We start from the raw sequence: 26,050 nt of genomic DNA on the forward strand, positions 1-26,050 counted from the left end.
TAATTTTACCACAAAAATAGGACCTTTCGCATGAACGAATGGTCCTATTTCTTTTAGGAACTTATTTCACAGCCCCTTTTCTTTTGTCGATTTTTGTTGGAAAGTGCCATAGGGCTATTAGTGGTGTTAGGTGTCGTTCGCCACCTCTCCATCTGGATTTTGAACATTTCAAAAATTCAGATGGGAGGTACTTACAGTGAAATACGCACCGAGAAAGGTATATATCAAGGAAAGCGGCAGATATGTGGAACTGTCCTATACGGATTTCTGCCGCCGCAGGGAATCCGACCAGACCTATATGGACAAGCTGTTTATCCCCATTCAAGGCTGTCTGCTTGAAGTCGTGAGGGAGCAATACACGGACTTCTACCGAGATAAGGAACGGTGGCGTTATCTGAAAAAATTAGATACGAAGAACAGCCTGCTTTCTCTGGATGGATTTACGGACAGCGAGGGGAAGCCTTTAGACTTTATCGCTGATGAAGCGGCAGACATTGCGGAAACCGTTGTCAATGCGGTTATGGTGGACAGGCTGAAAGCCGCCCTGCCTTTGCTGTCGGATAGTGAACAGGAATTGATACAGGCAATCTTTTTTGACGGACTTTCTGAGCGTGAAGTCGGGGCGAGGTTCGGCATAACCCAGAGCGTTGTGAACAAACGCAAAGCCAGAATCCTAAGAAAACTAAGAAAGATAATAGAAAATTAAAATTTAAGGCGTTCAGCCCCCTTGTTTTTTCCTTTGGGAAAATGAGGGGGTTTTTCTCTGCCCTCTCAATCAATTCTGATTGGAGGAAAAGAAGCATGGCATATAACCACGGACGGGAGGACAGGAAATGGCGTATCTGGAAAGAAGCGGAGGAAAAGCTGCTGCGTGAGTGCGGCGTTGATGAAGCGACCATTGAGCAGATACGCATTGCGGACAGGGCAGACTTCAATTCCAACAGGCGGTTTTACCGATGGACGAATGACATTGCGGAATACCTTGAGGACATGGCAGACAGGGAGCGGCAGACGGAAGTGGGTACGGTTGCGGAGTTACTGGACGAGATTGAGAGCGAAAATCTCTATCAAGTATTAGTCGCGGTGGACGGGCGTACCTTGAAAATCGTCCTGCTGAAAATGCAGGGGTATTCCACAAAGGAGATTGCCCCGCTCGTGCATTTGACGACTGGTGCCATCTATGCGAGGTTAGACCATCTGCGGAAGAAGCTACGAAAATTTTATAGCGTCTAAAACAGCCTGCCGTCCTGCGGGCTACTGGGTGAGGGATGGAAATCCCCTCACTTATTTTTTGCAGGAGGCAAGCGGGATGGCATACAGAGTTAAGGCGTACACGCTTCGGGAGGAATCCACGGAAAGCGGCACAAGGTATTTTATCAGCTTTAAGGACGGGCAGGGCAAATCCCACGAGTTGGAAGTGTCGGAACAGTTCTTTATGGAGTTTCGGCAGATGGAACGCAGGAACAGGAATCTCCTCCAATGGGACGAGCGGCACAGGGAGTTTTCGGAAGTATGGGACGAAACGCTGAACAGGCGGGCGTTGAAGCTGCCTAAGAGCATAGAGGAACAAATGATTGAGGCAGAACGGGCAGAACTGCTCTGTAAGGCGGTTGACGGACTGCCAGAGATACAAAGGCGGCGTTTCCTGCTCTACTACGAGTATGAGTTCAATTTTTACCAAATCGCCGCTATGGAGCATTGCACCGCTTCGGCAATACAGAAATCTGTTGCGATTGCAAAGGAGAAAGTAAAGGCGGAAATGAGGAAGTATCTCCAACCGTGACCGACACCGCCCGAAAAAGAAATCTGTTTTTTATTTGTGTGGGATTGGCGGCATTACATACTCTCACTTTTTCTTCGTGGGAGTAAATCTATTTTTAAGGAGGTCAACGCCTATGTGCAACGAAAACAAAAACACCGCCCGAAAGGAGGAAAGCCATGCAGAAGTTACAGACAGTCAACGCCGAAACGCTCCTTTATGAACCGCTTGAGAAGCCGTCCTTTGTGGTGGACAGCCTTATCCCCACAGGCTTGTCGCTGTTCTGCGGCTCACAGAAGATAGGAAAGAGCTGGCTCATGCTGAAGCTATGTTTATGCGTGTCGCAGGGACTTCCCTTGTGGGATATGCCGACAATGGAGGGCGACGTGCTTTACCTCTGCCTTGAGGACACGTTCTGCCGTATACAGGACAGGCTGTTCCGATTGACGAACGAAGCGAGCAGGCGGCTTCACTTTGCCGTGGCAAGCTGCAAGCTGTCAGACGGTCTTATCGTGCAGCTTGAAGATTATCTGAAAGATTACCCAAACAGCAGGCTTATTGTCATTGACACTTTGCAGAAAGTCCGTACAGCTTCAAAAGACAATGCCTACGCAAGCGACTATGGGGACATCTCACTAATCAAAGACTTTGCCGACAGGCATTCATTGGCGGTCATTGTCGTACACCACATCCGAAAGCAGAATGACAGCGATGTGTTCAACAAGGTGTCTGGGACGACAGGCTTAACGGGGAGTGCGGACGCTACCTTTGTTCTGGAAAAGGAGAAACGGGCATCCGACACCGCCAAGCTGTATGTGACGGGCAGGGACACGCCCTATCAGGAATACACGCTGCGTTTCCGTGATTGCAGTTGGGAACTTGTGGAGAGAAAAACGCAGGAGCAGCTTGCGAAAGAAACGATACCAGACGTCCTTTTTCGGTTGGTGGATTTTATGAGGGATAAGGAAGAATGGGCAGGCACGGCAACGGAGCTGTTAGCCGCTATGAGGGAAACGGAAACCATACCCACGGTGATTACGAAATGGCTCAATGAATACCGCACCACATTTTTAAATGAGAACCATATCGTTTATCAGTACAGCCGCAAAAAACACGGCAGGCAGATTTCGCTTGCAAAGCGGGCGGGTGACAGCGGTGACGGTGGTGACAGCGATATTGGGATACCCCCTGTTACTGTCATTGACGCTTAAAGCCGTGTAAAGCTGGCGACTCTGCCCTGCGGGTGACAGCGGTGACGGCGGTGACAGTGATTTTAGGATACCCTGCCGCTGTCATCCCTGCGGGAGAACACCCCGTAAACGCAAAGTGCAGGCGTAGGATTTACCCGCCCTTTTCGGCGTGTAAAACCACCCCTGCGGTCAGAAAAATCCTTCCGATTTTTCCGACTGCGTTTACAGGGTGTAACACACTACACTTTGCCCTGCAAAGTCGTGTGCCAGACGTTCCCTCTGGACTCCCTTATGGCAGGTCTTACGCCCTGCTTATCCTACGCTCCACGCTTCGGATAAAAGAATGGCAGCATGACGGTGACGGCTCTTGCGAGGGGGTATTCCAAAAACACCGTCATCATCGACATGACCGTCATGCAGGGAATAAGGGTGACAGTTGAGGCAGTCGGTAGGGGGTATCCCAAAACTGCTGTCACCGCCGTCACCGCTGTCACCCAAAGGGCAGTTTACCCGCCGAAGAAAGGAAGATGATGAATTATGCCCTATGCAATCCTGCGTTTCCAGAAACGCAAAGCGGGCGGCGTTGCGGCTTGCGAACGCCACAACGAGCGTAAAAAAGAAGCCTATAAAAGCAATCCAGATATAGATATGGAACGCTCGAAAGATAACTACCATCTTGTGAATCCGCCGAGGTACACCTACAAGAAAGAGATTAACCGCATGGTAGCCGAAGCAGGGTGCAGGACGAGGAAAGATAGCGTGATGATGGTGGAAACGCTTATCACGGCTTCGCCAGAATTTATGAACAGCCTGCCGCCCAAAGAACAGAAAGCGTATTTTACGATGGCTCTGGATTTCATTTCAGAGCGTGTCGGGGAGAAAAATATCCTCTCCGCAGTCGTCCACATGGACGAGAGAACGCCGCATATGCACCTCTGTTTTGTGCCGATTACACCAGACAATAAGCTGTCTGCCAAAACAATTTTAGGCAATCAAAAGAGCCTGTCCGAATGGCAGACCGCCTACCATGAGCGGATGTCCTCACGGTGGAATCAGCTTGAAAGAGGTCAGTCCTCAATGGAAACGAAGCGGAAACATGTCCCCACATGGCTCTATAAGTTGGGCGGCAGGCTTGATAAACAGTATGAGGAAATTGTGTCTGCACTGTCCGACATCAACGCCTTTAATGCAGGGAAGAAGCGTGACAAGGCTCTGGAACTGATTGCGGCATGGCTCCCAGACGTGGAGAAATTCTCAAAGGAAATCAGTAAGCAGAGTGCCTATATCAATAGCCTAAAGGAGCAAATCGGGCAGGAATCAGACTATGCGGGGCGTATGCGTGATGAAAAGTATGAGCAGGAACTAAAGGTGCAGAAAGCGAACCAGAAGATATTTGAGTTGCAGAGAACCAACGAGCAGATGGGGCGGCTGCTCTCAAAGATACCGCCCGAAGTGTTGGAAGAATTGCAGAAAAACCATAAAAGCAGAGCGAAAGAAAGGTAGATATGTGAATGAAGAAACAGGATTTTAAGGTGTTAAAGACCAAAGACTTGTACCCGTTTCCCGACAATCCGTTTCATGTGGCAGAGGATGAAACGCTGTCAGAATTAGCGGAAAGCATCAAGGAATTTGGCATTGTCACGCCGATAATCACACGCCCGAAAGAGGACGGGAACGGCTATGAAGTGATTGCAGGGCAGCGGCGTGTCCGTGCGTCTGAACTTGCAGGGATAAATACCGTGCCTGCGTTTGTCCTGCCCTTAGACCGTGACCGAGCCATCATCACCCTTGTAGACAGTAATTTACAGCGTGAGAATATCCTGCCATCAGAGCGGGCGTTTGCCTACAAGATGAAATCCGAAGCCATGAAGCGGCAGGGTTTCCGCACAGACTTAACCTCGTCACAAGTTGTGACGAAGTTGCGGACGGACGACAAGGTGGCACAGGGCTTCGGCGTAGGCAGGATGACCGTACAAAGATTTATCCGTTTGACGGAACTGATACCGCCGATTTTGCGGATGGTGGACGAGGGGAAAATCGCCCTCACGCCTGCGGTGGAACTGTCCTTTTTGAAGAAAGACGAGCAGGAAAACCTCTTTGCCACGATGGAGAGCGAAGAAGCAACGCCCTCACTCTCACAGGCACAGCGGATGAAAAGCCTAAGCCAGAGCGGGCGGCTTGACATGGATACGATATTTGCAATTATGACGGAGGAAAAGGGAAACCAGAAAGAAACCTTGAAAATCAACACAAGCAAGCTGAAAAAGTATTTTCCGAAGAACACAACGCCGAAGCAGATGGAGGAAACCATCATTAAACTTTTGGAGCGTGAATTGCAGAGGAAACGGGGCAGGGACAGCCGCTAATCTTCTCTTTTCGGGAGGTAAATGCAGAAAATTGAGGTATGAAGAATGAAAGAAATCCAGTATGAGATTGTAAAGGAAATCGCCGTATTGTCTAAGGGCGACAGCGGCTACACAAAAGAAATCAATCTTATCTCATGGAACGGAAGAGAGCCGAAATATGACATCCGCAGCTTTTCCCCGAACCGTGAGAAGTGCGGAAAGGGTATCACGTTGAACGCTGATGAAGCAGCAGCACTCCTTGAAGCATTACAGAAAGAAGTAAACAGCGGGGATTGATGGTATCTGATTGACAGGGCGGGGCGTTTCCAGACGTTCTCCTGCCCTGTCTGGAAAGGAAGATTTAAGTATGGGCGAGGATAAGAAAGCAGATAAAAAGAGAAAGCGTATCGTGCCGAAAGCACCAGTTCAGATGATAATCAGCCGTGAATATGTCGGCACGCAGACAGTCACAGAAGCGTTTATCCCGATTATTTCCGAGGATATTCGGAAGAAGATTGCCGAGGGCGACACCTTCGACAATGAGGGGCTGTCCGCTTAGAATGTACGCAATGGAACATGAAAACAGATAGGACAGATATGGAGGTTTTACAGTATGGCAGGAATAAGAATGGAGAACAAGATTTATGAAGTCGGCATGTACTGCCGCTTGTCAAAAGACGATGGCACGGATAACGAGAGTGCGAGCATTGCGACACAGAAATCCATCCTCACGGATTATGTGAAAAAGCAGGGATGGCACTTAGCAAAAACGTATGTGGACGACGGTTACTCTGGTACAAATTTCCAAAGACCAAGTTTCCAGAACATGATTAAGGACATTGAAAGCGGTCTGATAAACTGCGTTATCACGAAAGATTTATCTCGTCTGGGGAGGAACTATCTTGATTGCGGACTGTATCTGGAAGTGTTTTTCCCAGAGCATAATGTGAGGTATATAGCGGTCAATGACGGCGTGGACACGCTCAATAAATCCGCTATGGACATCACGCCTTTCCGCAACATCCTAAACGAAATGTATTCCGCCGATGTGTCGGTCAAGATAAAATCGGCGTACCGAGCGAGGTTTCAGCAGGGGAAATTCATGGGGACGACAGCACCATACGGTTACGTCAAAGACCCCGCCGACCACAACCATCTGCTGATAGATGACAAAGTTGCCCATGTGGTAAGGGAAATATTTGACCTTGCGTTAGCGGGCGACGGAATCGCCAAAATCCGCAAGCACATCAACAAACAGCATATCTTACGCCCCGCCGCTTATGCGGCGGAGCAGGGGGCAACAGGCTATGAGAGGTATTTTGAGGAGAATGAGGAGAACCGTTATATTTGGAGCGAGAACAGCGTAAGGGGCATTTTAAGAAGCCCGATATATGCGGGAAACCTTGCAGGCTACAAGCGGATTGCCGCCAACATGAAAAGCAAGAAACGCCCCTCTAAGCTGCCCGAAGAATGGGAAGTGATACCAGACACCCATGAGGGGATAGTCACGCAGGAGGAATTTGATACCGTACAGCAGCTTATTACAAGCCGCAGATTACCAGAAAACAAGGGCGGCTTTGAGAACATCTTTGCAGGCGTTATTAAGTGTGCGGACTGCGGCTATGCGATGCGGGCTATGAGTGCCAACAGGAGGAAACGCCCCGACATCATCGACTGCGTACAATATTCCTGCAATAATTATGGCAGATACGGTAATATCATGTGTACCGCACACAGCATTGAAGCGAGGGACTTGTTCAACGCTGTCCTCACCGACATCAACCGATTTGCGGATATGGCAGTCAATGATGAAAAGGCAGTGAGGGCGATTGAAAAGCGGCTCACGGAAACAGACCAGAGCAAGGCAAAGGCACTGGAAAAGGAGCAAAGAAAACTGAACAAACGCCTTGCAGAACTGGACAGGCTGTTTTCCTCACTCTATGAAGATAAGGTGATGGAGCGTATTACCGAGCGGAATTTTGAGATGATGTCGGGAAAATACCAGAAAGAACAGCTTGAAATTGAAGCAAGGCTGAAAGAGGTAACGGAAACGCTCAGCGACAGCTATGAGAAGACGCAGGGTGTCCGTGATTTCCTCTCCCTAATCCGCAACTATCAAGGCATTAAGGAACTGGACGCAACCATCATAAACGCACTTATAGACAAGATACTTGTTTCGGAACGTGAGAAACTTACAGACGGAATGGTGCGGCAGGAAATCAAGATTTATTATAAATTCATCGGCTTTGTCGGTGAATTACATATCACACCGACAAAGCGGTGGACTGCGTTAAAGCCTAAGAATTGTACGGTGTGCGGTGTTGAATATGTTCCCCGCTCTGGCATATCGAAGTATTGTCCTGCTTGTGCCAAGAAGATACAGAGGGAGAAATCAAACGAGAGCAAACGCAGGAGCAGGGAGCGAAACAGACAGGCATGTATTGAACTGTCCGCAAAAAATGACCGACTGACTTGGAGCAGAGAGCAGGACGAACCGTCCGGCAGGGAAACAAAAATCCGAAAGTAGATATTGTCCGTTACGTTACAGAAGGAACTTTCGATGCTTATCTATATCAGATTATAGAGAATAAGCAGAAATTCATCTCTCAAATCATGACCAGTAAAAGTCCGGCAAGGTCAGTGGAGGATATTGATGAAGTGGCACTGTCTTATGCAGAAATCAAAGCCTTAGCAGTTGGAAATCCGTATATAAAAGAGAAGATGGATTTGGATATTCAGGTATCAAAGCTTCAGTTATTGAAACAGAGTTTTCTCAGCCAGAAGTATGAAATGGAAGATAAAGCAGTGCGATATTTCCCAAATGAAATCAAACAGTGCGAACAACGGATTGCGGATTACGAATCAGATATTGCATTGGCAAAGGAAAATACGCCGCCAGACCGGGAGACCTTTCCGGCGATGCAGATTCATGATGTTGTATATACAGAAAAGAAAGAGGCAGGACAGGCAATCATAGAAGCCTGTAAAGCAATGAAGTCAGCAGAAGCGGTGCTGCTTGGAAGGTATCGTGGCTTCCCAATGAAACTATCTTATGATTCTTTTCAAAAGGTATTTATCATTTCCATGTATGGAAAACAAGTATATCATGTACCGCTTGGTTCAGATATTCATGGTAATATTACCCGTCTGGATAATAAGATTCAGGAACTGCCTGACAAGATGTTACGGTGGCAGGACGAGTTAGAAAACCTCAAGGTACAGTTGGAAAATGCCAAAGAGGAAGCACAGAAAGAGTTTCCACAGGAAGAAGAACTGGCAGAAAAAGTAGCAAGGCTTGGAGAATTAAACGTACTTCTGGATATGGATAAGAAAGACCAGGTGCTGTTGGACGATGGAGAAGGAGTGGAGATAGAACCGGAACAAAAGAAAAAAGAGCGTGAGCGGTAAAAGGGATTCAGTCTGCCAGAGAGTTTCTGGCAGATTGAATGTGAAAATCGCACAGTCGTTTTCTCCTGAGAAACTTGTTATAGTTAGCAAAAAAGAACAGGAGGAAGTAGAGCATGAAATCATTATTTTCAGAAAACGATATTGTTTTACCTGAGTGGTTGGGAATTCTATTGGAAAAAGTAGACAGAGATACGGTTCAGGAATTACTTGCAGAACACGAGGAATATCAGACTTTCTGCGCAAAGAGAAAAGAATTGTTGAACCAGTATCCAGTTATAGAAAAATTATTAGATGATAACGGTGAAGTTAGAATATCAGAGCAGGAACATCAGGCAGTATTGGAGTATTTGCAAGTCAGAGATAAAATAGAGAACAAAGAACGCTTGTACCATTATTTGTACGGACATATCCATTGTTATGAATATATGAAAAAGATTGGAGTGATAAAACATGAAAATCAGTGATTTTGATATTTATCATTTACCGCCTTTAATGGGAATGTTTGTAGATTATCTTGAAAATGAATGTGAAAGATTGCTGCAGGAATCGCCGCAATTTACTGAGTTGCAGAGAGAAGACCATGAGTTGTTGGACGAATATCCATTCTTAAATATGATTACCGACAGCAATGGAATCACGAAAGCGTTGGATTTGAATTATGCAGAGACAGAAGCCTTGGCGAAATTTTGTTTAGTGGAAGATGATATAAACTGTTGGAAACGGTTGCAGATGTACTTATTAGGGATAGCACATGCGATGGAGATCATTGAGTTATTGAAGTTGGATTAGTAAAAACATGGAGCTTGTATAGGAGAAGAAACTATGTTAATCTGTTATAAACAAACGGAAGAAAAGGAAGATACGGAAAAAGAAAGAGGTGATACTATGGCAGAGAATACTACAAAAGAATTAGATTTTGACCGGAAGCATGAAGAAGATTTACAGCGTCTGAGGGGACTGAGATTGTTGGATGATGATTTCATGCAAAAGGTATTTGAGGATAAAGCGTGTACGGAATTTTTGCTTCAGATTATTTTAAACCGTACAGATTTGAAAGTATTGCGAGTGAACGGACAGCAGGATATTAAGAATCTTCAGGGACGTTCAGTAAGACTGGATATACTGGCGGTTGATGCAGACAACAGAGTATATAATATCGAGATACAGAGAAGTGATAAGGGTGCCGGAGTGAAAAGAGCAAGATACAACAGCAGCCTTATCGATGCAAATGTGACAGAGCCTGGTGAAAAATATGAAAATTTGTGTGAATCCTATGTTATTTTTATTACAGAAAATGATATAATGAAAGTGGGATTACCAATCTATCATATTGACAGAACGGTAAAAGAAACAGGCGAATTGTTTGGTGATGAATCGCATATTATATATGTGAACTCACAAATTAAAGACGAATCTGCATTAGGAAAGCTGATGCATGATTTTTCCTGTACCGATGCCAAGGATATGAAATATAAAATTCTGGCAGATCGAGTTCGATATTTTAAAGAAGATGAGAAAGGAGTTGCGACTATGTGTAGAGCGATGGAAGAAATGAGAAATGAAACTGCACGTGAAACAGAACATGCAAAAGCAATTAAAGTTGCAAAAGGTATGTTGCAGTCTGGTAAATTATCATATGAAGAAATAGCTGAAATAGCAGAATTGTCCATAGATGAAGTCAAAGCTCTGGACGAAAAAGTGATTGCTTAGCATGAAAATGCTACATAACCGGGTGGTTTCCTGAATGGGAAATTGCCCGGTTATTTTTATGCCCGGATATGAAAATATCAATTCAGGGCAGGAAAGGAGAGGAGCTTATGCCATATATACCACCTCAGGTTGTGCAGGAAGTAAAGAGAATAGACTTGCTGACGTATCTGAAAAATTATGAACCTTATGAGTTGGTTCACTTTTCCGGTAACACTTATACCACCAGAACGCATGACAGTTTGAAGATATCTAATGGTAAATGGATGTGGTGGAGTAGAGGAATTGGTGGCAGGTCAGCACTGGATTATCTGATTAAAGTAAAAGATTACAGCTTTTTGGAGGCGGTTGAATTGCTTGCAGGACAGGCAAATATTCAACCGCCTCTTTCTGTATCTGAGCAGCTTCCAGTGGAAAAACATCTGTTGTTACCAAAAGAAAATCGGTATCACACAAATGTGTTCAGTTATCTTACTGGACGGGGAATTGACAATGATATTGTTCGATTCTGTATAGAAACTGGAAGAATTTATGAGAGTGCGTATCATCATAATGCAGTTTTTGTTGGTATGGATCAACAGGGAAAACCACAATATGCAGCACTTCGTGGAATCAATACAGATTTTATTGGAGAAGCAAATGGAAGTGATAAGAATTATTCTTTTTTAATTCCGGCAGAGAAAATGAGTGATAAAGTGCATGTATTTGAATCGGCTATTGACCTGTTATCTTATGCAACGATGCAGAAATTGGACGGGAAAGAGTGGCGGACGGAGCATTTATTGTCGTTGGCGGGTGTGTATCAACCTGCAAAAGAGATAGAAAGAAGCAAAGTCCCAGCGGCATTGACACGATTTTTGAAGGAACATTCGGATGTAAAAGAGATTGTATTACATTTGGATAATGACCGTACCGGAAGACTTGCAACAAAAGCAATCCAAACAGTTGTACCCAAAAAATATCGTGTGAAAGACCAACCACCAACGAAAGGCAAGGACTGTAATGATATGTTGTGCCTGAGATTAAATCTTGGATTAACAAGGCGGGAGAAGTCAAAAAATCAGAAAAGCAACCGTCCATGGGAACGCTGAGCAGGAAGAAAGGAGGCGGAATTACATGAAAATAGTGAAGTATGAGCTGTCATTGGTTCAGAAAAAAGAGTTGATTTTAACGATGGAAGATAATGTGGACAGCGAAAATCTGTTGAAGATTTTTCTGGAAACACAGGTGAAAGAAGAAAAAGAACAAGACGGCTTGATTGGAATTATTGCTGAAAAGGTATCAGAAGAAAGCTGTACGGAGCAGTGTGAAAGCTGTCAAAAGTATTGTCCGGCGAGTGAAGAATGTATGGCAACTGATGAAAATGTACGCTGTACAGAGTGTGAATATTTGTGTAAAACTTGTGGGCGATGTGAACTAAAAGAGGAAAAAGACTTCGGAAATGATTGCGGGCAGGAGTGCAAAGAATGTGGATTTGCTTGTACAAAATGTGGTTGTTGTACAAATCCAATGTTGGAATTACAGCCAGGAAAGCATTTGTTTTTCGGAAGGTAAATTCTTTGGTACCCGGAGCAACGAGACGGGTGCAGAAGAATACACAATACCAGCAAGCAACGCCTTTGGATTGCCACACAGGTTTCCTGTCTGTCAGTCCAGCGGCAGCTTGTCAGGGAGAATCCCTGAAACCCTTAGAAAAATTTACAATATGGAGAAACAGGAGACATGAAGAAAATGATTTTATTTGTTGCAGGAATATTTGTAGGAAGTGCGGTCGGTGTAATTGCAATGTGCATTTTACAGGTGAACAGAAAATAAGTGAAGGAGAAAGAAAATGGCAAGTATTGATTTGACAATTAGAAATAAGAAAAAAGAAGCAAAACGTTATGAAGCGTATTTAAAGAAGTTGGGCAAAAAGAAAGTGGAACAGAAGAAAGGGGAACAGAAGAAATGATAGCAGAAAAAGTATTTGCGGAAGGAGTGGCAAAGGATATTCGTAATTATCTTCCACCAGAGTATGAAGATGCAGATTTTCAGGTCGTGCAGAAAAATAAAAATAATGGAATTCAGTTAATAGGAGTACAGGTAAGTCTTCCGGAAAGAAATGCAAGTCCGATTATTTATATGGAACAATTCTTTGATGAAATCCGACAAGGGGAACCTGTTGAGCGTGTAATGAACAGGATTGCAAGTTGTATAGAGAAATCGAGCCGGGCTCCATTTATGAATAGCGGGATTGATCTGACAAACTATGATTCGTTAAAAGAGCATCTGGCAATTAAACTTGTGAACACACAGGCAAATCGAAAGATGCTGCAGGAAATGCCTCATGAAAATATTGAAGATTTATCTGCTATCTGCTATGTGGATTTCCCAGTAGATTCTAGAGAAGGAAAAGCGACTATGGAGATAAGAAATCAATATCTCAGTATTTGGAATATTGATGAAAAAGCGTTGTTTCAACAGGCAAGGGCAAACACACAGCCGATAAATACACCAGTTCTTCAGACAATGTTTGGAACATGGAAAAGCCTTTTTGATGAAGACGCATGTGTAAAGAATCTATTAGATGAGAATACAACGGAATTTGGACTTAGTTCGCATGAAACAGCCTATGTACTTACGAATATGGAAAAGCAGTATGGAGCATCTATGATTACTCAACCAGAGGTTTTAAATAAACTCAATCAGCTTTTTCCAGAAGGATTTTATGTTCTTCCGTCATCAGTCCATGAAGTTTTGATTGTACCGGATAATGGTGAAGTTGAACCAAGAAGATTGGGCGAAATGGTGCGGGAAGTAAACCGGGCAGAGGTTAAGCGTGAGGAGGTTCTCTCAGACAGAGTTTACAGCTACGATAAAGAAAAACACCAGATTCGCCAGGAACCAGATTCTATACAGAAAGCAAAGGAGATGGAGCGTTGAGAAAACGTAATGTAGCAATTCTTTTTCGGTTGAACAAAAAGGAAGCCGAGGCATTGGATAAGAAAGTAAAGAAAAGCGGACTGAACCGAGAAGCGTACCTGAGACAGTTAATCTCCGGTGTTGTTCCCAAAGATGCACCGCCGCCAGATTATTATTCTATGATGCGGGAACTTCACAAAATTGGAAATAACTTAAATCAGATTGCACAGAAAGCACATGTGTTAAATGTGGTAGATGTGCAGAGATACGATCAGGAAGTGCAGAAGTTCAATGAAGCAGTCCGTAAGATTACAGAAGCAGTAATACTTCCGGAGAAAAACGAATCATGGCAGTGACATCAATCTGGAGTATCAAAGGTTGGATAGGAAAAGTAATTAAGTATGCGGAGAACCCGGACAAGACGAAAGAGAACAATGAAGGGCAGATATCTGAGAATCAATCACAATCCACACAGGGATTAGAGGATGTAATTACCTATGCGGTGAATACTGAAAAGACCAGACGGGGACAATCTGAATCTATGGAAAGGGAACTTGTCGGAGAATCGGAAGAACTGATGGAACAGTATGTATCTGGAGTTAATTGTGCACCGACAACCGCCAGAGAAGAAATGATCGCAGTCAAAAAGCGTTTTGGAAAAGAGGACGGAATTGTTGCATTTCATGGATACCAGTCTTTTGCACCGGGAGAATGTAATCCGGAAATGGCACATGAGATCGGAAAGAAGCTGGCAGAAGAATTGTGGGGCAGTCAGTATCAGGTATTGATTGCAACCCATTTGGATAAGGCAAATCATCTGCACAATCATTTTGTGGTGAACTCAGTTTCATTCCTTGACGGAAAAAGATACCACAGGACAAATCAGGATTATCGTGATATGCGAATGGTGTCGGACCGTTTATGTAAAGAATATCAGCTATCGGTTGTGCAACAGCCAGAACAGGGAAAAGGAAAACATTATGCCGAGTGGCAGGCAGAACAGCAAGGAAAGCCGAGTTATCACAGCATGGTAAAAGCAGATGTTGATGAAGCAATCCGAAAAGCGAGGACTGAAAAACAGTTCTTTTTTTATTTGCGGGAAAAAGGATATTCTTTTAAGTTCGGGAAAGACATTACCATTCGCCCGGAAGGACGGGAGCGTGGTCTGAAGTTAAAGAGAAACTTTGGAGAGAATTATTCACTGGAAGCAATCCGGGTTCGAATTCTGGAAGAAAATGAATTACCTGCCGAGAAGAAACTTTCGGTTCGTAAGACTTACCGGATTCGGGTATCCGGCAACTTCAAGCAGACAAGAAAGATCGGAGGACTTCGGGGATTGTATCTGCATTACTGTTATCTTTTAGGAATCCTACCGAAGAACCGCCCGTCAATGTCTGCCAAACAAATTCATGTATTGTTCCGAGAGGATTTATTAAAACTGAATACCATTTCCAAAGAGACAAAGCTGCTCTGCCACTATCACATTGATACTGCGGAGCAGCTTTTTTCGTTGAAAGACCGTTTGCAGAAACAAATGGAGCAGTGTGTGGAGGAGCGGAAACACTTGCGTTATAAGATTCGGGCAAACAGACCGGAAGAAGAAATACAGGAGCTGAAAGAACAGCTCAAAGGTCTGACAGAAGAAATTGGAACGCTCAGAAGGGAGGTGGTGGTTTGCGATGGGATTGCCGCACGTTCCAAGGTGATTGAAGAAAAATTTAAGATGGTGCGGGAAGAAAAAGAGAAGAAGGAGGAACAAAGCCATGAACACATCAGGCGAAGCCGCTGACCAGGTAGTACGAATGTCTCTGGAAGTCGGTGAAGCTGCATTGAAAATCAGCGGTACAGGTGCGAAGCATCTGGCAGTGATGTTGTATGCAGTCTTAAAAGAGAAGAAAAAGACAAAAGGCAGGGCAAGACTTGAGACACTGGTCAAATCGGGTAGACCACTGACGGTGTTTTCAGTGAAAGAAAGTGACCTGAAGCAGTTTGTGCAGGAAGCAAAACGATATGGCGTGTTGTATTGTGCAGTCCGAAATCCTAAAGGAAGCAGTGACGGACTGGTAGATGTGATTGTAAAGGAAGAAGATGCACCAAGAATCAACCGTATCGTAGACAGATTCCAGTTCGCATCTGTTACAGAAGCGGCGAAGATTAAGACGGAAATTGAACGGACACGTGCAGAAAAAGCGAAAGCCGGAAAATCGGAGAAGCAGGAAAAGAAACCGGAAAAGGTACAGATTCAGCAGGAAAAACAGGGACAGGCGGAGCCGGAGAAAGATTATCCACAGAAATCCAAGGAGGATCAGCTTATGGACGAGCTGTTTGGAGAGCCGGTGAAGAAAGAGGGGAAAGAGCAAAACCCCTCTTTGGCAAAGACAACCAAATCCCGTCTGTCCGAGCCTACCTCAAAGAAGCAAGAGAAAACCGCAGAGGGTACTTCTAAGTTATACGCTCCGGAAAAACCAGAGAAACCATCGGTCAGAAAAGAACTTCGGGAGATACAGAATGCAAGGAAGAAAGAAGCGGAGTGGCGTGAGCATAGAAATGATCCGGTGAGAAATCAGGGCAATAAAGATCGGAATCAGATTCGCCACCAACAGCCACAACAGAAACGAAAACCAAGAAAAGGGAAAGAGAGGTAAATTTTATGGATAACAGTTTTGATTCTTTATTAAATGTATCTGCCGTACCACAGGACGATAAGGTACAGGCATTTATCGCAGAGAGTAAGAATAACCGGAATCGTTGCTATGAGTTGTCAGAACAGGTAACCGCACAGGTAGCGACAGACGGTCAGATGTTCCAGAAATATCTGGACGTGCAGAGTACCTTTGACCGTTATACGGCAAATAATGCACTTCTGATTCTTGCACAGAGACCAGATGCACAGAGATTAGGGGATTATGGATATTGGAGAGACCATGGAACTTATGTAAAACGTATGGAGCGTCAAAATCCAATTTTAATCATGGAGCCGGGAAAGACTTATGAACGTGAAGACGGTTCGATAGGAACGTATTACAATGCGAAAAAGTTGTATGATATTTCCCAGACAACGATGACGGATAAGACGGCAAAAGAAAATCAGTATGATGAGAGAAGCCTGATCCGGGCATTAGTGAGCAATCCTCCGGCAAATATTGTTGCAGCAGAGCCTGATCAGATGCCTGATGAAAAGGGGGCATATTTTGAACCGGAAGAAAAATGCATCTATGTAAGAAAGGGCATGGACGCACAGGAAATTTTTCAGAGCCTTGTGTCGGAACTGGTATTTGCAGGATATGCAGAAGGCAATCCGGACTATGACAGGAGTGAAGATGCGTTCCACGCATATTGTGCGTCCTATATGTTGTCTAAAAAGTATGGAATGGATATCAGCCAGTTTGATTTTACCCATGCACCGGAGTTTTTTGAAAATATGGAACCGCAGGAGGTAAGAGGAGAACTTTCCAAAGCGAGAGATGCAGCCAATGCAATTTCCGGAAGAATGGCGAAAGTGTTGGAACAGGATAAAAATCTGAACCAGCGTCAGCAGGGAAGAGCAGAGAATGGTCAGAAAGAATCTGAAGCAAAAACAGGCGAACAGAAAACACAGGAGCATGACCGTGGTATGGCACGCTAAGAACATCCGGGAAAGGAGAAAACAAAATGAGCAGTGATACGATTACGTTAGAACTGGATAAATATGAGAGTGGCGTAGTGTTCCATTCCCTGAAGGACAAGCGGAATCAGATGCTGAAAGAGGGAAAAGATACGGAGCTTGTCGATGATGTCCTGATGAAAGTCATTGAGAAGATTGAAGTGCCGCCGGAGAAGGAAAAGCGAGGGCGCAGAAGCCATGAAGAACGATGATGAGCAGAGTAGTCTGATACTGGCGGTAATTGGAATTATCCCAGTTATCTGGTTTGCGTTACTTGTCGCACCTTATCTTTCGTCTGGTCTTATGGGAATTCTGGAAGGAGTTCCTAAAGCAATGAACCACCCGTTTTCGATTCAGTTATGTGGGGACAGTGTAAAAACTGTCCTTATTTTTTTGCTGTCTTACGGTATGGGAATCGGGATTTATCTTTCTACCAGAAAACATTACCGACGAGGTGAAGAACATGGCTCTGCAAAATGGGGAAATGTGAAGAAAATCAACCGCAGATACAGGGAGAAGCGATTTACAAAAAATAAGCTTTTGACCATGCATGTGCAGATCAGTTATAACATGAGAAAGCATTTGCGAAATGTATTGACGGTTGTGATTGGTGGTTCTGGTTCAGGAAAGACCAGATTTTTTGCGAAACCGAATCTGATGCAGGCGAATACCTCTTTTGTGGTGCTTGATCCAAAAGGAGAGAACTTGCGGGATACCGGGTATCTTCTGGAAGAAAAAGGTTATGAAGTAAGAGTGCTTGACCTGATCAACATGGAAAAGAGCCATTGCTATAACCCATTTGTATATCTGAAGGACGATAACGATGTGCAGAGACTGGTAACGAACCTGTTCAAAGCAACTACACCAAAAGGCAGTCAGTCCAATGATCCGTTCTGGGATACCGCAGCTTCCATGTTGCTGTTGGCATTGATTTTTTATTTACGGTATGAAGCACCAGAGGAGGAGCAGAATTTCCCGATGGTAATGGAAATGTTACGTGCCGGAGAAGTCAGAGAGGACGATGACCAGTACCAGTCACCGCTTGATGAATTGTTTGAACGGTTGGAAATGAAGAACCCGGAACATATCGCAGTAAAGTATTACAAAGATTACCACTCTGGTAGTGCCAAGACATTAAAATCCATTCAAATCACATTAGCCGCAAGACTTGAGAAATTCAACTTATCCAGTCTGGCAGCACTGACCGCAACGGACGATTTAGACCTGCCATCACTGGGAGAGCGAAAAGTGGCTTTATTTGCGTTAATCCCGGACAACGACACCAGTTATAACTTTCTGGTGTCGATTTTGTATACCCAGTTATTTCAGCAGTTGTTCTATCTGGCAGACCATAAATACGGCGGGAGACTTCCGGTTCATGTGCATTTCCTCATGGACGAATTTGCAAATGTTTCACTGCCAGATGACTTCGATAAGATTCTGTCCGTTATGCGTTCCAGAGAAGTGTCAGTCAGTATTATTTTGCAGAATCTGGCACAGTTAAAGGCATTGTTCGAAAAGCAGTGGGAAAGCATTATGGGAAACTGTGTGCGCCCAGAAGTCGCCAGCGCATTATAAATTCGGCGGCGTGGTATTTATGGAATACTGCCTTTAGCAAGCAGTAGGTAAAAGTATCAAGTGATGAAAAATCACAGCCTATTATTCTACAACTTATCCGAGAGGGGAAACCCGAAGGGGAGTGTAGCATGTTGTCGCTTTTGTCAATGGATAAAAGCCTGAATGATAAGGTACTAATCCTGTGTATCTGAAAATTCAAGAATAAAAATTCGTGTATGAGGTACAAAGCTAAACTGCCTGAACGATAGCCAGAGTGGGGGAATCCGCACTCCGCATACGAAAAGGATTGAAACGTATGCTATTCCATGTTGGTTTCATTTCGCAGTTATGAAAGCAAGCGATACTCATGGAAGGACAACCGCAAGACAGCGGGTAAATGGCGAAAGTCGGTGCCGACAACACGAAACGCTAATTCCATAAATACTAACTGGGGATGACCTAAACCTGGTAACGGGCATGGTCACACAGCTCCCATAGTAGTCTGAGACGTTAATGACGTTCACATGGCGAAGGGGAGCAGCTTATTTACTAATACGATATGAAAGGACGGTGCGAGAGGCATTGAGAAATCCAATCCAAGTATTAAGTAGTTTGACGGAAAAGTCAAAGAATGAATCTTACAGGTTTCAAAGATTATATCGGAATCTGTACAATCCAGAGTTCTATTGGCTTGCATATAAAAACATATATGCAAACACAGGCAGTATGACTGCCGGTGCAGATGGAACTACTATTGATGGCATGAGTGACGAAAGAATCCAAAGGATTATTGAATCCATGCGAGATAAAAGTTACCTGCCAAAACCTGCACGCAGGGAATATATTGCTAAGAAAAACAGTAATAAAAAGCGTCCGTTGGGAATCCAGTCGGGCAATGACAAACTGGTGCAGGAAGTAGTGAAGATGATTTTAGAAAGCATTTATGAGCCTGTGTTTAAGAAAACATCTCATGGGTTCAGACCAAACAAAAGCTGTCAGACAGCATTATACCAGATACAGAAAACCTTTACGGGAACGAACTGGTTTGTTGAGGGCGATATACACGCCTGCTTCGACAGTTTTAATCACCACACAATCATCAGATTGCTGAGAAAACGTATTGATGATGAAATGTTTCTACAACTCATCTGGAAATTTCTAAAAGCAGGCTATATGGAGCAATGGACGTACAATCGGACATACAGCGGAGTACCGCAGGGTTCAGGTGTCAGTCCAGTGCTTGCAAATGTGTACCTTCACGAATTAGATAAATTTATGGAGGAATATGCACAGAAATATAACCGAGGAAAGAAGAAACAAATGAACTCCGACTACAAGAAAGTTGTCAAAAAGGCATCCTATTATAGATGTATGGGCAAAAAGAAGTGGGCGGATTTATCTCCAGAAGAACGCTGGGAACGCAATAAACATTTGAAAATGCTTGAAAAGCAAACACGACAGCTAACTCCGACCGAACCTTTGGATGAGACGTATAAACGGATTCAGTACACCCGATACGCTGATGATTTCATCATTGGAGTAATTGGGAGCAAAGCGGACGCAGAACAGATGAAAGCTGACGTCGGCAGATTTCTCAGGGAAGAACTGGATTTGGAAATGTCCGAAACCAAAACCAAAGTTACGCATACAGGAGACAGAGCCAGATTTTTAGGCTATGACATTACGGTATCCAGAAGTCAGGATTTAAAGAAATCCGCAGGAGGATACAAAATCAGAAGCAATGCAGGAGTGGTGAAATTACTTGTACCCAGAGAAAAATGGGTGGGAAAGTTACTGGAATATCATGCAATCAAAATCAAGATTAACGAAAACGGAAAAGAAAGATTTGTAGCCCTACACAGAGGAAAACTGGTAAATCAAAGCGATATAGAGATTCTGGCAAGATATAATGCGGAAGTTCGTGGACTTTACAACTATTATGCCATAGCAAATGATTCCTTCAAGATAGGCAGATTTGCCAATCTTATGAAGTACAGTATGTACAAGACATTTGCCTGTAAGTATAAAACAAATGTTCACGAAATCAAGCGCAGATATTGTGTTGGAGGTCTGTTTACAATCGCATACGATACCAGAGCAGGAAGGAAAATCACGACCTTTTACAGAGACGGGTTTAAGCGAAAAGAATCAGCTACGAAGTTTGACAATGTGAGCGAACTTCCGCAGTTCTCAAAATACGCTAAAACCAACACTCTGAAACAGAGAGTGGAACGCCATACCTGTGAACTTTGTGGAAAGGATTGCAGAAATCTGGAAATCCATCAAGTAAAGAAACTAAAAGACTTAAAGGGCAATGCGGAGTGGGTACTCCTTATGCGCAAAAGGAGACGGAAAACTCTTGTGGTATGCCCTGAATGTCATAAACTGATTCATTCTTAATACCGTAAATATAATAAGCGGAAAGCCGTATACATCGAGAGGTGTACGTGCGGTTTGGGAGGGAGGGGACGCAAGTCCTGCAAAGGATGAGCTGAACCTTACCTCATGACGAATTTTTATATTTGGGTGGCAACGAGCAGGGGACGCATAAATATGTCAGCGAACTTCTGGGAAAGGCAACGATTGACACGAACACCTATGGAAAGTCAACGGGACATTCCGGGAATTATTCCACCAATTATCAGAATACAGGGCGGGAGCTGATGACACCCGATGAAGTTCGCATGTTGGATAACCGATATGCGATTCTTTTTATTCGTGGAGAAAGACCAATTTTAGACGAGAAATTTGATATTTTAAAGCACCCCAATGTGGGACTTACAACTGACGGAAACGGAAAACCATATCTGCATGGAGCAGTTGACCGGGCAGTGGCAAGTATCTCACTGGGAGACAGTCTGGAGGACGAGTTTGCTGATGATTCATTAGAAAGTGAAGGATACGAATTATTATCTGATGAAGATTTGGAAGAAATTATCCAGAAATATGCGTAAATCAAAAAATATATAGGAGGCTATCAAAAAATGAAGTTAGATATGCGAAAAAAGCAGGAGAAGAAAGAAAGCACAAAAGTAACGAAGAAGCTGCCAATGACAGCAAAAATGAAACGTGCCATGGCAGTGTATATTGTCATGGTATTGATTATGACAGCAGGAGCAAGTACTGTATTTGCAGCAGACGATCCACTGACCGTAATCAATAATCTGTCCACATTTATCTTTGGACTGATTCGTGCTATCGGAATGATTTTACTGGGATTTGGAATTGTGCAGGTTGGTTTATCACTGAAATCTCACGATCCAAGTCAGCGAGCCAATGGATTCTTAACATTAGCAGGTGGTGTAATCATTACATTTGCAAAAGAAATCCTGAATTTGATTACGGGTTAAGAAGAATAGAAAAATAAAAGAAATGGGACGGTGCAGGTCCTTATGGAGCCGCACCGTTCCGACTAAGACAGGAGGTGTTTAGAACGTGTCAGATAACTGGGTAGTACAGAACTTGCAAAATGCTTTGGACACCTGGAACAGTAAACTTGCGGAAATCTGGCAGATACTCACACAGTCGCCGGAGACCTTTAAGGGTGGCGGTATCTGGCAGGTGATTGTGCAGATCCATGGAGCATTGCAGGCAATCGGCTATGCTTTGTTAGTGCTTTTCTTTGTAGTCGGAGTGGTCAAGACTTGTGGCAGTTTCACAGAGGTAAAAAGACCGGAACACGCATTGAAAATTTTTATACGCTTTGCGATTGCAAAAGGCGTAGTCACGTATGGATTGGAATTGATGATGGCACTTTTTAATATTGTACAGGGAGTAACGAGTACGATTATGAAGACAGCAGGATTTGGAAGTACGGAAGATACAGTATTACCGGACGAGATTATAAAGGCAGTAGAAGATTGTGGATTTTTTGAAAGTATCCCACTATGGGCGGTGACACTGATCGGTGGACTGTTCATTACGGTATTGAGCTTCATTATGATTATGAGTGTATATGGAAGATTTTTTCGATTATATCTTTATACAGCCATTGCACCGATTCCGTTATCTTCCTTTGCAGGAGAACCAAGCCAGAATATCGGAAGAAGTTTTTTAAAGTCTTATGCAGCAGTGTGTCTGGAAGGAGCAATCGTGGTGCTTGCCTGCATTATTTTTTCACTATTTGCATCATCACCGCCAGTAGTTGATCCAGATGCAGCAGCAGTGACCATGGTGTGGAGTTATATCGGGGAATTGATTTTTAATATGCTTGTACTGGTCGGGGCAGTGAAAATGTCAGACCGAGTAGTACGGGAAATGATGGGATTATAAAAAACAGAGTATGTTATGAGCCTATTCTACAATGTCTTTGCTGTCATTATATCTCATATTTCCCTGAGAGTCGAAATGAACAGAATCTAAAGGAATCCCTTTCTGTCTGGCACGAGAAATCTGGAATGACATATCGTCTTTCATAGCTTTGTAATATTGATGTTCCTGCCACTTGCGTCGCAGAGCAGAAATCCAACTGAGAACAGAAAAGGCAGTCAGCAGATAGAGGATTGCAAATGCAAGTTTCTCATGGCTTGCTGCCCATGGATTCAGAATCGTGGAAACAGCAAGGAAGTATAACAGTGGTAAGGTCAGATTTAATCTGGCAGCAATCCGAAACAGCAGAGAAATCAGGAATAGAGCAACGGTAACAACAAGTGAAATCATAACAGTGATTGGCATAGGTCAGTCCCCCTTTTATTTACCCAAAGTGTAACAGAACAGGAAAAATATAACAAATGTGCGATTTGGAGGTGTATCGTTTTGGAAGTAAAAATTAACAAGGAAATCAGGGATTACACGGAAGCAATCTTTTTCGGATTGTCCCTAAGACAGTTTATCTTTTCAGGATTAGCCTGCGGGATTGCCGTTGGGCTTTATTTTTTGTTTCACCCATACATGAGTATGGAAACAGTGAGTTGGATTTGTGTACTGGGAGCTGCCCCATGTGTAGTGTTCGGGTTTGTAAAATATCATGGAATGACAGCGGAGCAGTTTATCTGGGCATGGATTAAATCGGAAATCCTGATGCCGAAAAAACTGGTGTTCCGGTCAGAAAATCTTTATTTTGATGCGGTAGAACCAGTCATTAAAAAATATGAGAAAGAAAGTATGAAGAAGGAGGGACGCAAGAAAAATGATAAAAACGCTGAGTAATATTTTCAAGCAGGATAAAGAAAAATTTGTAATTCCAAGAAGCGTACAGCAGGTAATTCCCATCGAGACCATCTGGTCTGACGGGATATTTAAAATCGGGAAAAATAAATTTGCACGTACTTATAAATTTACGGATATCAACTATGCGGTGGCAAGCAAAGTAGATAAGGAAACCATGTTCCTGGAATATATGGATTTATTAAATTCGTTCGATTGCGGTGGAACAACAAAAATAACGATCAATAATCGCCGCTTGAATAAAGTGGATTTTGAAAAAGCAATTCTGATTCCGATGCAGGAGGACGGACTGGATTTATATCGGAAAGAGTACAACAACATGCTTTTAGATAAGGCAACCAGTTCCAACAGCATGGTGCAGGAAAAATATGTGACAGTATCCTGCTATAAGAAAACGATCGAAGAAGCAAGAACCTATTTTGCGCGAGTGACAACAGAGCTGAACAGCCATTTTGCAAGACTGGGTTCCAAATGTGCAGAGGTAAATGGAGAAGATAAGTTACGGATTCTGCATGATTTTTACCGTACAGGAGAAGAATCTGGTTTCCATTTTGATATTCAGGAGAGTATGAGAAAAGGGCACAGCTTCAAAGATTATATCTGCCCGGATACTTTTGAATTTGAAAAAGATTATTTCCGCATGGGAGATCGTTATGGAAGGGTACTTTTTCTTCGTGAGTATGCTTCTTACATCAAAGACGATATGATAGCAGAACTGACCGATATGAATCGGAATCTGATGTTGAGCATTGATGTGATTCCGGTTCCGACTGATGAAGCAGTACAGGAAGTGGAAAAACGTCTGCTTGGTGTGGAGACGAATATCACAAACTGGCAGAGACGGCAGAATGCCAACAATAACTTTTCCGCAGTGATTCCTTATGACTTGGAACAGCAGAGAAAAGAAAGTAAAGAGTTCATGGATGATCTGACTACACGTGACCAGCGTATGATGTTCGGTGTACTGACTATGGTGCATACTGCAGAATCGAAAAAGCAGCTTGACGCAGATACGGAAACACTTCTGACCATTGGACGGAAAAAGTTATGCCAGTTTTCAGTTTTGAAATTTCAGCAAATGGACGGACTAAATACAGCACTTCCCATCGGACACCGAAAGATTCCGGCAGTCCGCACGCTGACATCGGAGAGCGTGGCAGTGTTGATGCCATTCCGGGTGCAGGAGATTATGGACGCAGGCGGCATCTATTGTGGAGAAAATGCAATCTCCCATAACTTAATCATGTGCAATAAAGAAAAACTCCTGAACCCGAACTCATTCCTTTTAGGTGTGCCGGGAAGTGGAAAATCCTTTAATGCAAAAATGCAGATTGTATTCCTGGCACTGGCAACGCAGGACGATATCCTGATTTGTGATCCAGAGCGAGAGTATGCATCGTTGGTTGAAGCAATGGGCGGAGAAGTGGTTCGTATTGCTGCAGGAAGCAGGGACCACATCAATGCAATGGATATGGTAGACGGATATGGAGATGGCGGTGATCCGGTAATTGAGAAGTCACAGTTTATCTTATCTTTGTTTGAGCAGTTGGATAAAAAAGGGATCAATGCGAAGGAACGTTCCATTATTGACCGATGTGTAGGGGAAGTCTATGAGGAATATCAGCATGGCGGAGCAGTGCCGACTTTACGGGTGTTGCGTGAAAAGTTTCTGGAACAGGAAGAACCGGAAGCACAGGATTTGGCACTGGTATCAGAATTATTTACAAATGGAAGTCTGGACGCATTTGCACATGAAAGTAATGTTGATGTGAATAACCGTATCATGGTATACGACATTCTGGATTTAGGAAAGCAGCTAAAGACCATGGGACTTCTGGTTATCACTGATGCAATGCTGAACCGGGTAACAGAGAACTGGAAACAGGGAAAGCGAACTCATATTTTCTTAGACGAGTTTCATGTAGTATTTGAAAATGAGTATTCCGGAGCATTTTTTAACTCTGCATGGCGAAGATTTCGTAAGCGTAATGCATTTCCGACAGCAATTACCCAGAACGTGGAATATCTGTTAGATTCTGTTCTTGCAAGTACGATGATTTCCAACAGTGAGTATATCGTGATGCTTAATCAGGCAGAGCCGGACAGAGCAAAGTTGGCAACACTTCTGAATATCTCCACTGAGCAAATGGGATATATCACAAATGCAGATGCCGGTTGCGGTTTGGTGAAATACGGAAGTTCGCTTGTACCGTTCGTCAATAGATTCCCGACCAATACAAGGTTGTATAAACTGATGACCACAAAGCCGGGAGAGGACAGTATCAACCGAGGAAGAATGTAACTTCAATAATCAATTTAAGAGAATGGCACCGGAAATCGTCACAATTTGTGGCGTTTTTTAGTGCCGGAAAAG

The 26,050-nt window shown here is 43.7% G+C and carries 29 protein-coding genes and 2 pseudogenes; 30 read left to right on the forward strand and 1 reads right to left on the reverse strand.

Features of this window, described 5'->3' with window-relative positions:
• The first annotated feature begins 196 nt into the window (after window positions 1-196).
• From AB5213_RS08970 to AB5213_RS09105, 28 genes and pseudogenes are all read left to right on the forward strand, one after another.
• The gene (locus AB5213_RS08970) at window positions 197-706 is read left to right on the forward strand and encodes a sigma-70 family RNA polymerase sigma factor (RefSeq protein ID WP_002596252.1); all 510 of its coding nucleotides are present in this window, start codon (window positions 197-199) and stop codon (window positions 704-706) included.
• A 95-nt stretch (window positions 707-801) separates the two neighbouring features.
• Entirely contained in the window at window positions 802-1,233 is a 432-nt protein-coding gene (locus AB5213_RS08975) for a sigma-70 family RNA polymerase sigma factor (protein WP_002596253.1), read from the forward strand.
• 76 nt (window positions 1,234-1,309) lie between these two features.
• Window positions 1,310-1,783 (forward strand): RNA polymerase sigma factor, encoded by a 474-nt coding sequence (locus tag AB5213_RS08980; RefSeq protein WP_002596254.1) that lies wholly within the window; start codon window positions 1,310-1,312, stop codon window positions 1,781-1,783.
• A 155-nt stretch (window positions 1,784-1,938) separates the two neighbouring features.
• Complete coding sequence (locus tag AB5213_RS08985; protein WP_002596255.1) at window positions 1,939-2,970, forward strand: AAA family ATPase; 1,032 nt, start codon at window positions 1,939-1,941, stop codon at window positions 2,968-2,970.
• Window positions 2,971-3,300: 330 nt separating this feature from the next.
• A complete protein-coding gene (locus AB5213_RS08990) occupies window positions 3,301-3,480 on the forward strand; it encodes a hypothetical protein (protein WP_004613323.1) in 180 nt (59 codons plus the stop codon).
• A 6-nt stretch (window positions 3,481-3,486) separates the two neighbouring features.
• Window positions 3,487-4,452 (forward strand): MobV family relaxase, encoded by a 966-nt coding sequence (mobV, locus tag AB5213_RS08995; RefSeq protein WP_002596256.1) that lies wholly within the window; start codon window positions 3,487-3,489, stop codon window positions 4,450-4,452.
• Window positions 4,453-4,460: 8 nt separating this feature from the next.
• Window positions 4,461-5,315, forward strand: coding sequence for a ParB/RepB/Spo0J family partition protein (locus tag AB5213_RS09000; RefSeq protein ID WP_002596257.1), 855 nt, complete (start codon window positions 4,461-4,463; stop codon window positions 5,313-5,315).
• Between the two features lie 45 nt (window positions 5,316-5,360).
• The gene (locus tag AB5213_RS09005; RefSeq protein WP_002596258.1) at window positions 5,361-5,591 is read left to right on the forward strand and encodes a YdbC family protein; all 231 of its coding nucleotides are present in this window, start codon (window positions 5,361-5,363) and stop codon (window positions 5,589-5,591) included.
• 70 nt (window positions 5,592-5,661) lie between these two features.
• The gene (locus tag AB5213_RS09010; protein ID WP_002596259.1) at window positions 5,662-5,853 is read left to right on the forward strand and encodes a hypothetical protein; all 192 of its coding nucleotides are present in this window, start codon (window positions 5,662-5,664) and stop codon (window positions 5,851-5,853) included.
• Between the two features lie 54 nt (window positions 5,854-5,907).
• On the forward strand, window positions 5,908-7,821 hold the full coding sequence (locus AB5213_RS09015; RefSeq protein WP_368276612.1) for a recombinase family protein: 1,914 nt from the start codon (window positions 5,908-5,910) through the stop codon (window positions 7,819-7,821).
• Window positions 7,767-8,702 carry a hypothetical protein gene (locus AB5213_RS09020; protein WP_226851473.1) on the forward strand — a complete coding sequence of 312 codons (936 nt, stop codon included), beginning with the start codon at window positions 7,767-7,769 and terminating at the stop codon, window positions 8,700-8,702. The genes AB5213_RS09015 and AB5213_RS09020 overlap by 55 nt, the downstream gene beginning before the upstream one ends.
• A 113-nt stretch (window positions 8,703-8,815) precedes the next feature.
• The gene (locus tag AB5213_RS09025; RefSeq protein WP_173739899.1) at window positions 8,816-9,166 is read left to right on the forward strand and encodes a hypothetical protein; all 351 of its coding nucleotides are present in this window, start codon (window positions 8,816-8,818) and stop codon (window positions 9,164-9,166) included.
• Window positions 9,153-9,491 carry a hypothetical protein gene (locus AB5213_RS09030; protein WP_226851472.1) on the forward strand — a complete coding sequence of 113 codons (339 nt, stop codon included), beginning with the start codon at window positions 9,153-9,155 and terminating at the stop codon, window positions 9,489-9,491. Before AB5213_RS09025 ends, AB5213_RS09030 begins: the two co-directional genes overlap by 14 nt.
• Window positions 9,492-9,587: 96 nt before the next feature.
• On the forward strand, window positions 9,588-10,412 hold the full coding sequence (locus AB5213_RS09035; protein WP_195479795.1) for a PD-(D/E)XK nuclease family transposase: 825 nt from the start codon (window positions 9,588-9,590) through the stop codon (window positions 10,410-10,412).
• Between the two features lie 107 nt (window positions 10,413-10,519).
• Entirely contained in the window at window positions 10,520-11,500 is a 981-nt protein-coding gene (locus tag AB5213_RS09040) for a DUF3991 and TOPRIM domain-containing protein (RefSeq protein WP_064786993.1), read from the forward strand.
• A gap of 25 nt (window positions 11,501-11,525) precedes the next feature.
• The gene (locus tag AB5213_RS09045; RefSeq protein ID WP_368276613.1) at window positions 11,526-11,963 is read left to right on the forward strand and encodes a hypothetical protein; all 438 of its coding nucleotides are present in this window, start codon (window positions 11,526-11,528) and stop codon (window positions 11,961-11,963) included.
• Between the two features lie 168 nt (window positions 11,964-12,131).
• Window positions 12,132-12,224, forward strand: coding sequence for a DUF3789 domain-containing protein (locus AB5213_RS09050; protein ID WP_080656577.1), 93 nt, complete (start codon window positions 12,132-12,134; stop codon window positions 12,222-12,224).
• A gap of 132 nt (window positions 12,225-12,356) precedes the next feature.
• Window positions 12,357-13,331, forward strand: coding sequence for a DUF5688 family protein (locus AB5213_RS09055; protein ID WP_368276614.1), 975 nt, complete (start codon window positions 12,357-12,359; stop codon window positions 13,329-13,331).
• Window positions 13,328-13,666, forward strand: a complete 339-nt coding sequence (gene mobC, locus AB5213_RS09060) for a plasmid mobilization relaxosome protein MobC (protein ID WP_028087751.1) — start codon at window positions 13,328-13,330, stop codon at window positions 13,664-13,666. The genes AB5213_RS09055 and mobC overlap by 4 nt, the downstream gene beginning before the upstream one ends.
• Complete coding sequence (locus AB5213_RS09065) at window positions 13,657-15,099, forward strand: relaxase/mobilization nuclease domain-containing protein (protein WP_368276615.1); 1,443 nt, start codon at window positions 13,657-13,659, stop codon at window positions 15,097-15,099. The genes mobC and AB5213_RS09065 overlap by 10 nt, the downstream gene beginning before the upstream one ends.
• A complete protein-coding gene (locus tag AB5213_RS09070; protein WP_368276616.1) occupies window positions 15,074-15,955 on the forward strand; it encodes a DUF3801 domain-containing protein in 882 nt (293 codons plus the stop codon). Before AB5213_RS09065 ends, AB5213_RS09070 begins: the two co-directional genes overlap by 26 nt.
• A 5-nt stretch (window positions 15,956-15,960) precedes the next feature.
• Window positions 15,961-16,935 (forward strand): hypothetical protein, encoded by a 975-nt coding sequence (locus tag AB5213_RS09075; RefSeq protein ID WP_028087754.1) that lies wholly within the window; start codon window positions 15,961-15,963, stop codon window positions 16,933-16,935.
• Between the two features lie 26 nt (window positions 16,936-16,961).
• Complete coding sequence (locus AB5213_RS09080) at window positions 16,962-17,165, forward strand: hypothetical protein (RefSeq protein WP_005342524.1); 204 nt, start codon at window positions 16,962-16,964, stop codon at window positions 17,163-17,165.
• Window positions 17,152-18,501, forward strand: a pseudogene (locus tag AB5213_RS09085) (VirD4-like conjugal transfer protein, CD1115 family); the annotation flags it as partial. The gene AB5213_RS09080 and the pseudogene AB5213_RS09085, both read left to right, overlap by 14 nt.
• Before the next feature lie 591 nt (window positions 18,502-19,092).
• Complete coding sequence (locus AB5213_RS09090) at window positions 19,093-20,910, forward strand: reverse transcriptase/maturase family protein (protein ID WP_055057444.1); 1,818 nt, start codon at window positions 19,093-19,095, stop codon at window positions 20,908-20,910.
• Window positions 20,911-21,017: 107 nt separating this feature from the next.
• A pseudogene (locus tag AB5213_RS09095) lies at window positions 21,018-21,464 on the forward strand (type IV secretory system conjugative DNA transfer family protein); the annotation flags it as partial.
• A 30-nt stretch (window positions 21,465-21,494) separates the two neighbouring features.
• On the forward strand, window positions 21,495-21,860 hold the full coding sequence (locus tag AB5213_RS09100; protein ID WP_005342521.1) for a hypothetical protein: 366 nt from the start codon (window positions 21,495-21,497) through the stop codon (window positions 21,858-21,860).
• Between the two features lie 85 nt (window positions 21,861-21,945).
• Window positions 21,946-22,782: a hypothetical protein gene (locus AB5213_RS09105; RefSeq protein WP_235232916.1), complete on the forward strand. Its 837-nt coding sequence runs from the start codon at window positions 21,946-21,948 to the stop codon at window positions 22,780-22,782.
• A 21-nt stretch (window positions 22,783-22,803) separates the two neighbouring features.
• Here AB5213_RS09105 and AB5213_RS09110 read toward each other — a convergent pair whose 3' ends face one another.
• Window positions 22,804-23,184, reverse strand: a complete 381-nt coding sequence (locus AB5213_RS09110) for a hypothetical protein (RefSeq protein ID WP_177957955.1) — start codon at window positions 23,182-23,184, stop codon at window positions 22,804-22,806.
• Window positions 23,185-23,265: 81 nt separating this feature from the next.
• Between AB5213_RS09110 and AB5213_RS09115 the strand changes: the two genes are divergently transcribed.
• Window positions 23,266-23,658, forward strand: a complete 393-nt coding sequence (locus tag AB5213_RS09115; protein WP_368276617.1) for a PrgI family protein — start codon at window positions 23,266-23,268, stop codon at window positions 23,656-23,658.
• Window positions 23,639-25,978, forward strand: coding sequence for a VirB4-like conjugal transfer ATPase, CD1110 family (locus AB5213_RS09120; RefSeq protein ID WP_368276618.1), 2,340 nt, complete (start codon window positions 23,639-23,641; stop codon window positions 25,976-25,978). The genes AB5213_RS09115 and AB5213_RS09120 overlap by 20 nt, the downstream gene beginning before the upstream one ends.
• Window positions 25,979-26,050: the final 72 nt, after the last annotated feature.

The sequence above is a fragment of the Coprococcus sp. RTP21204st1_G4_RTP21204_210225 genome, assembly GCF_040915385.1.
In the GTDB taxonomy this organism is placed as follows: Bacteria; Bacillota; Clostridia; order Lachnospirales; family Lachnospiraceae; genus Allocoprococcus; species Allocoprococcus comes.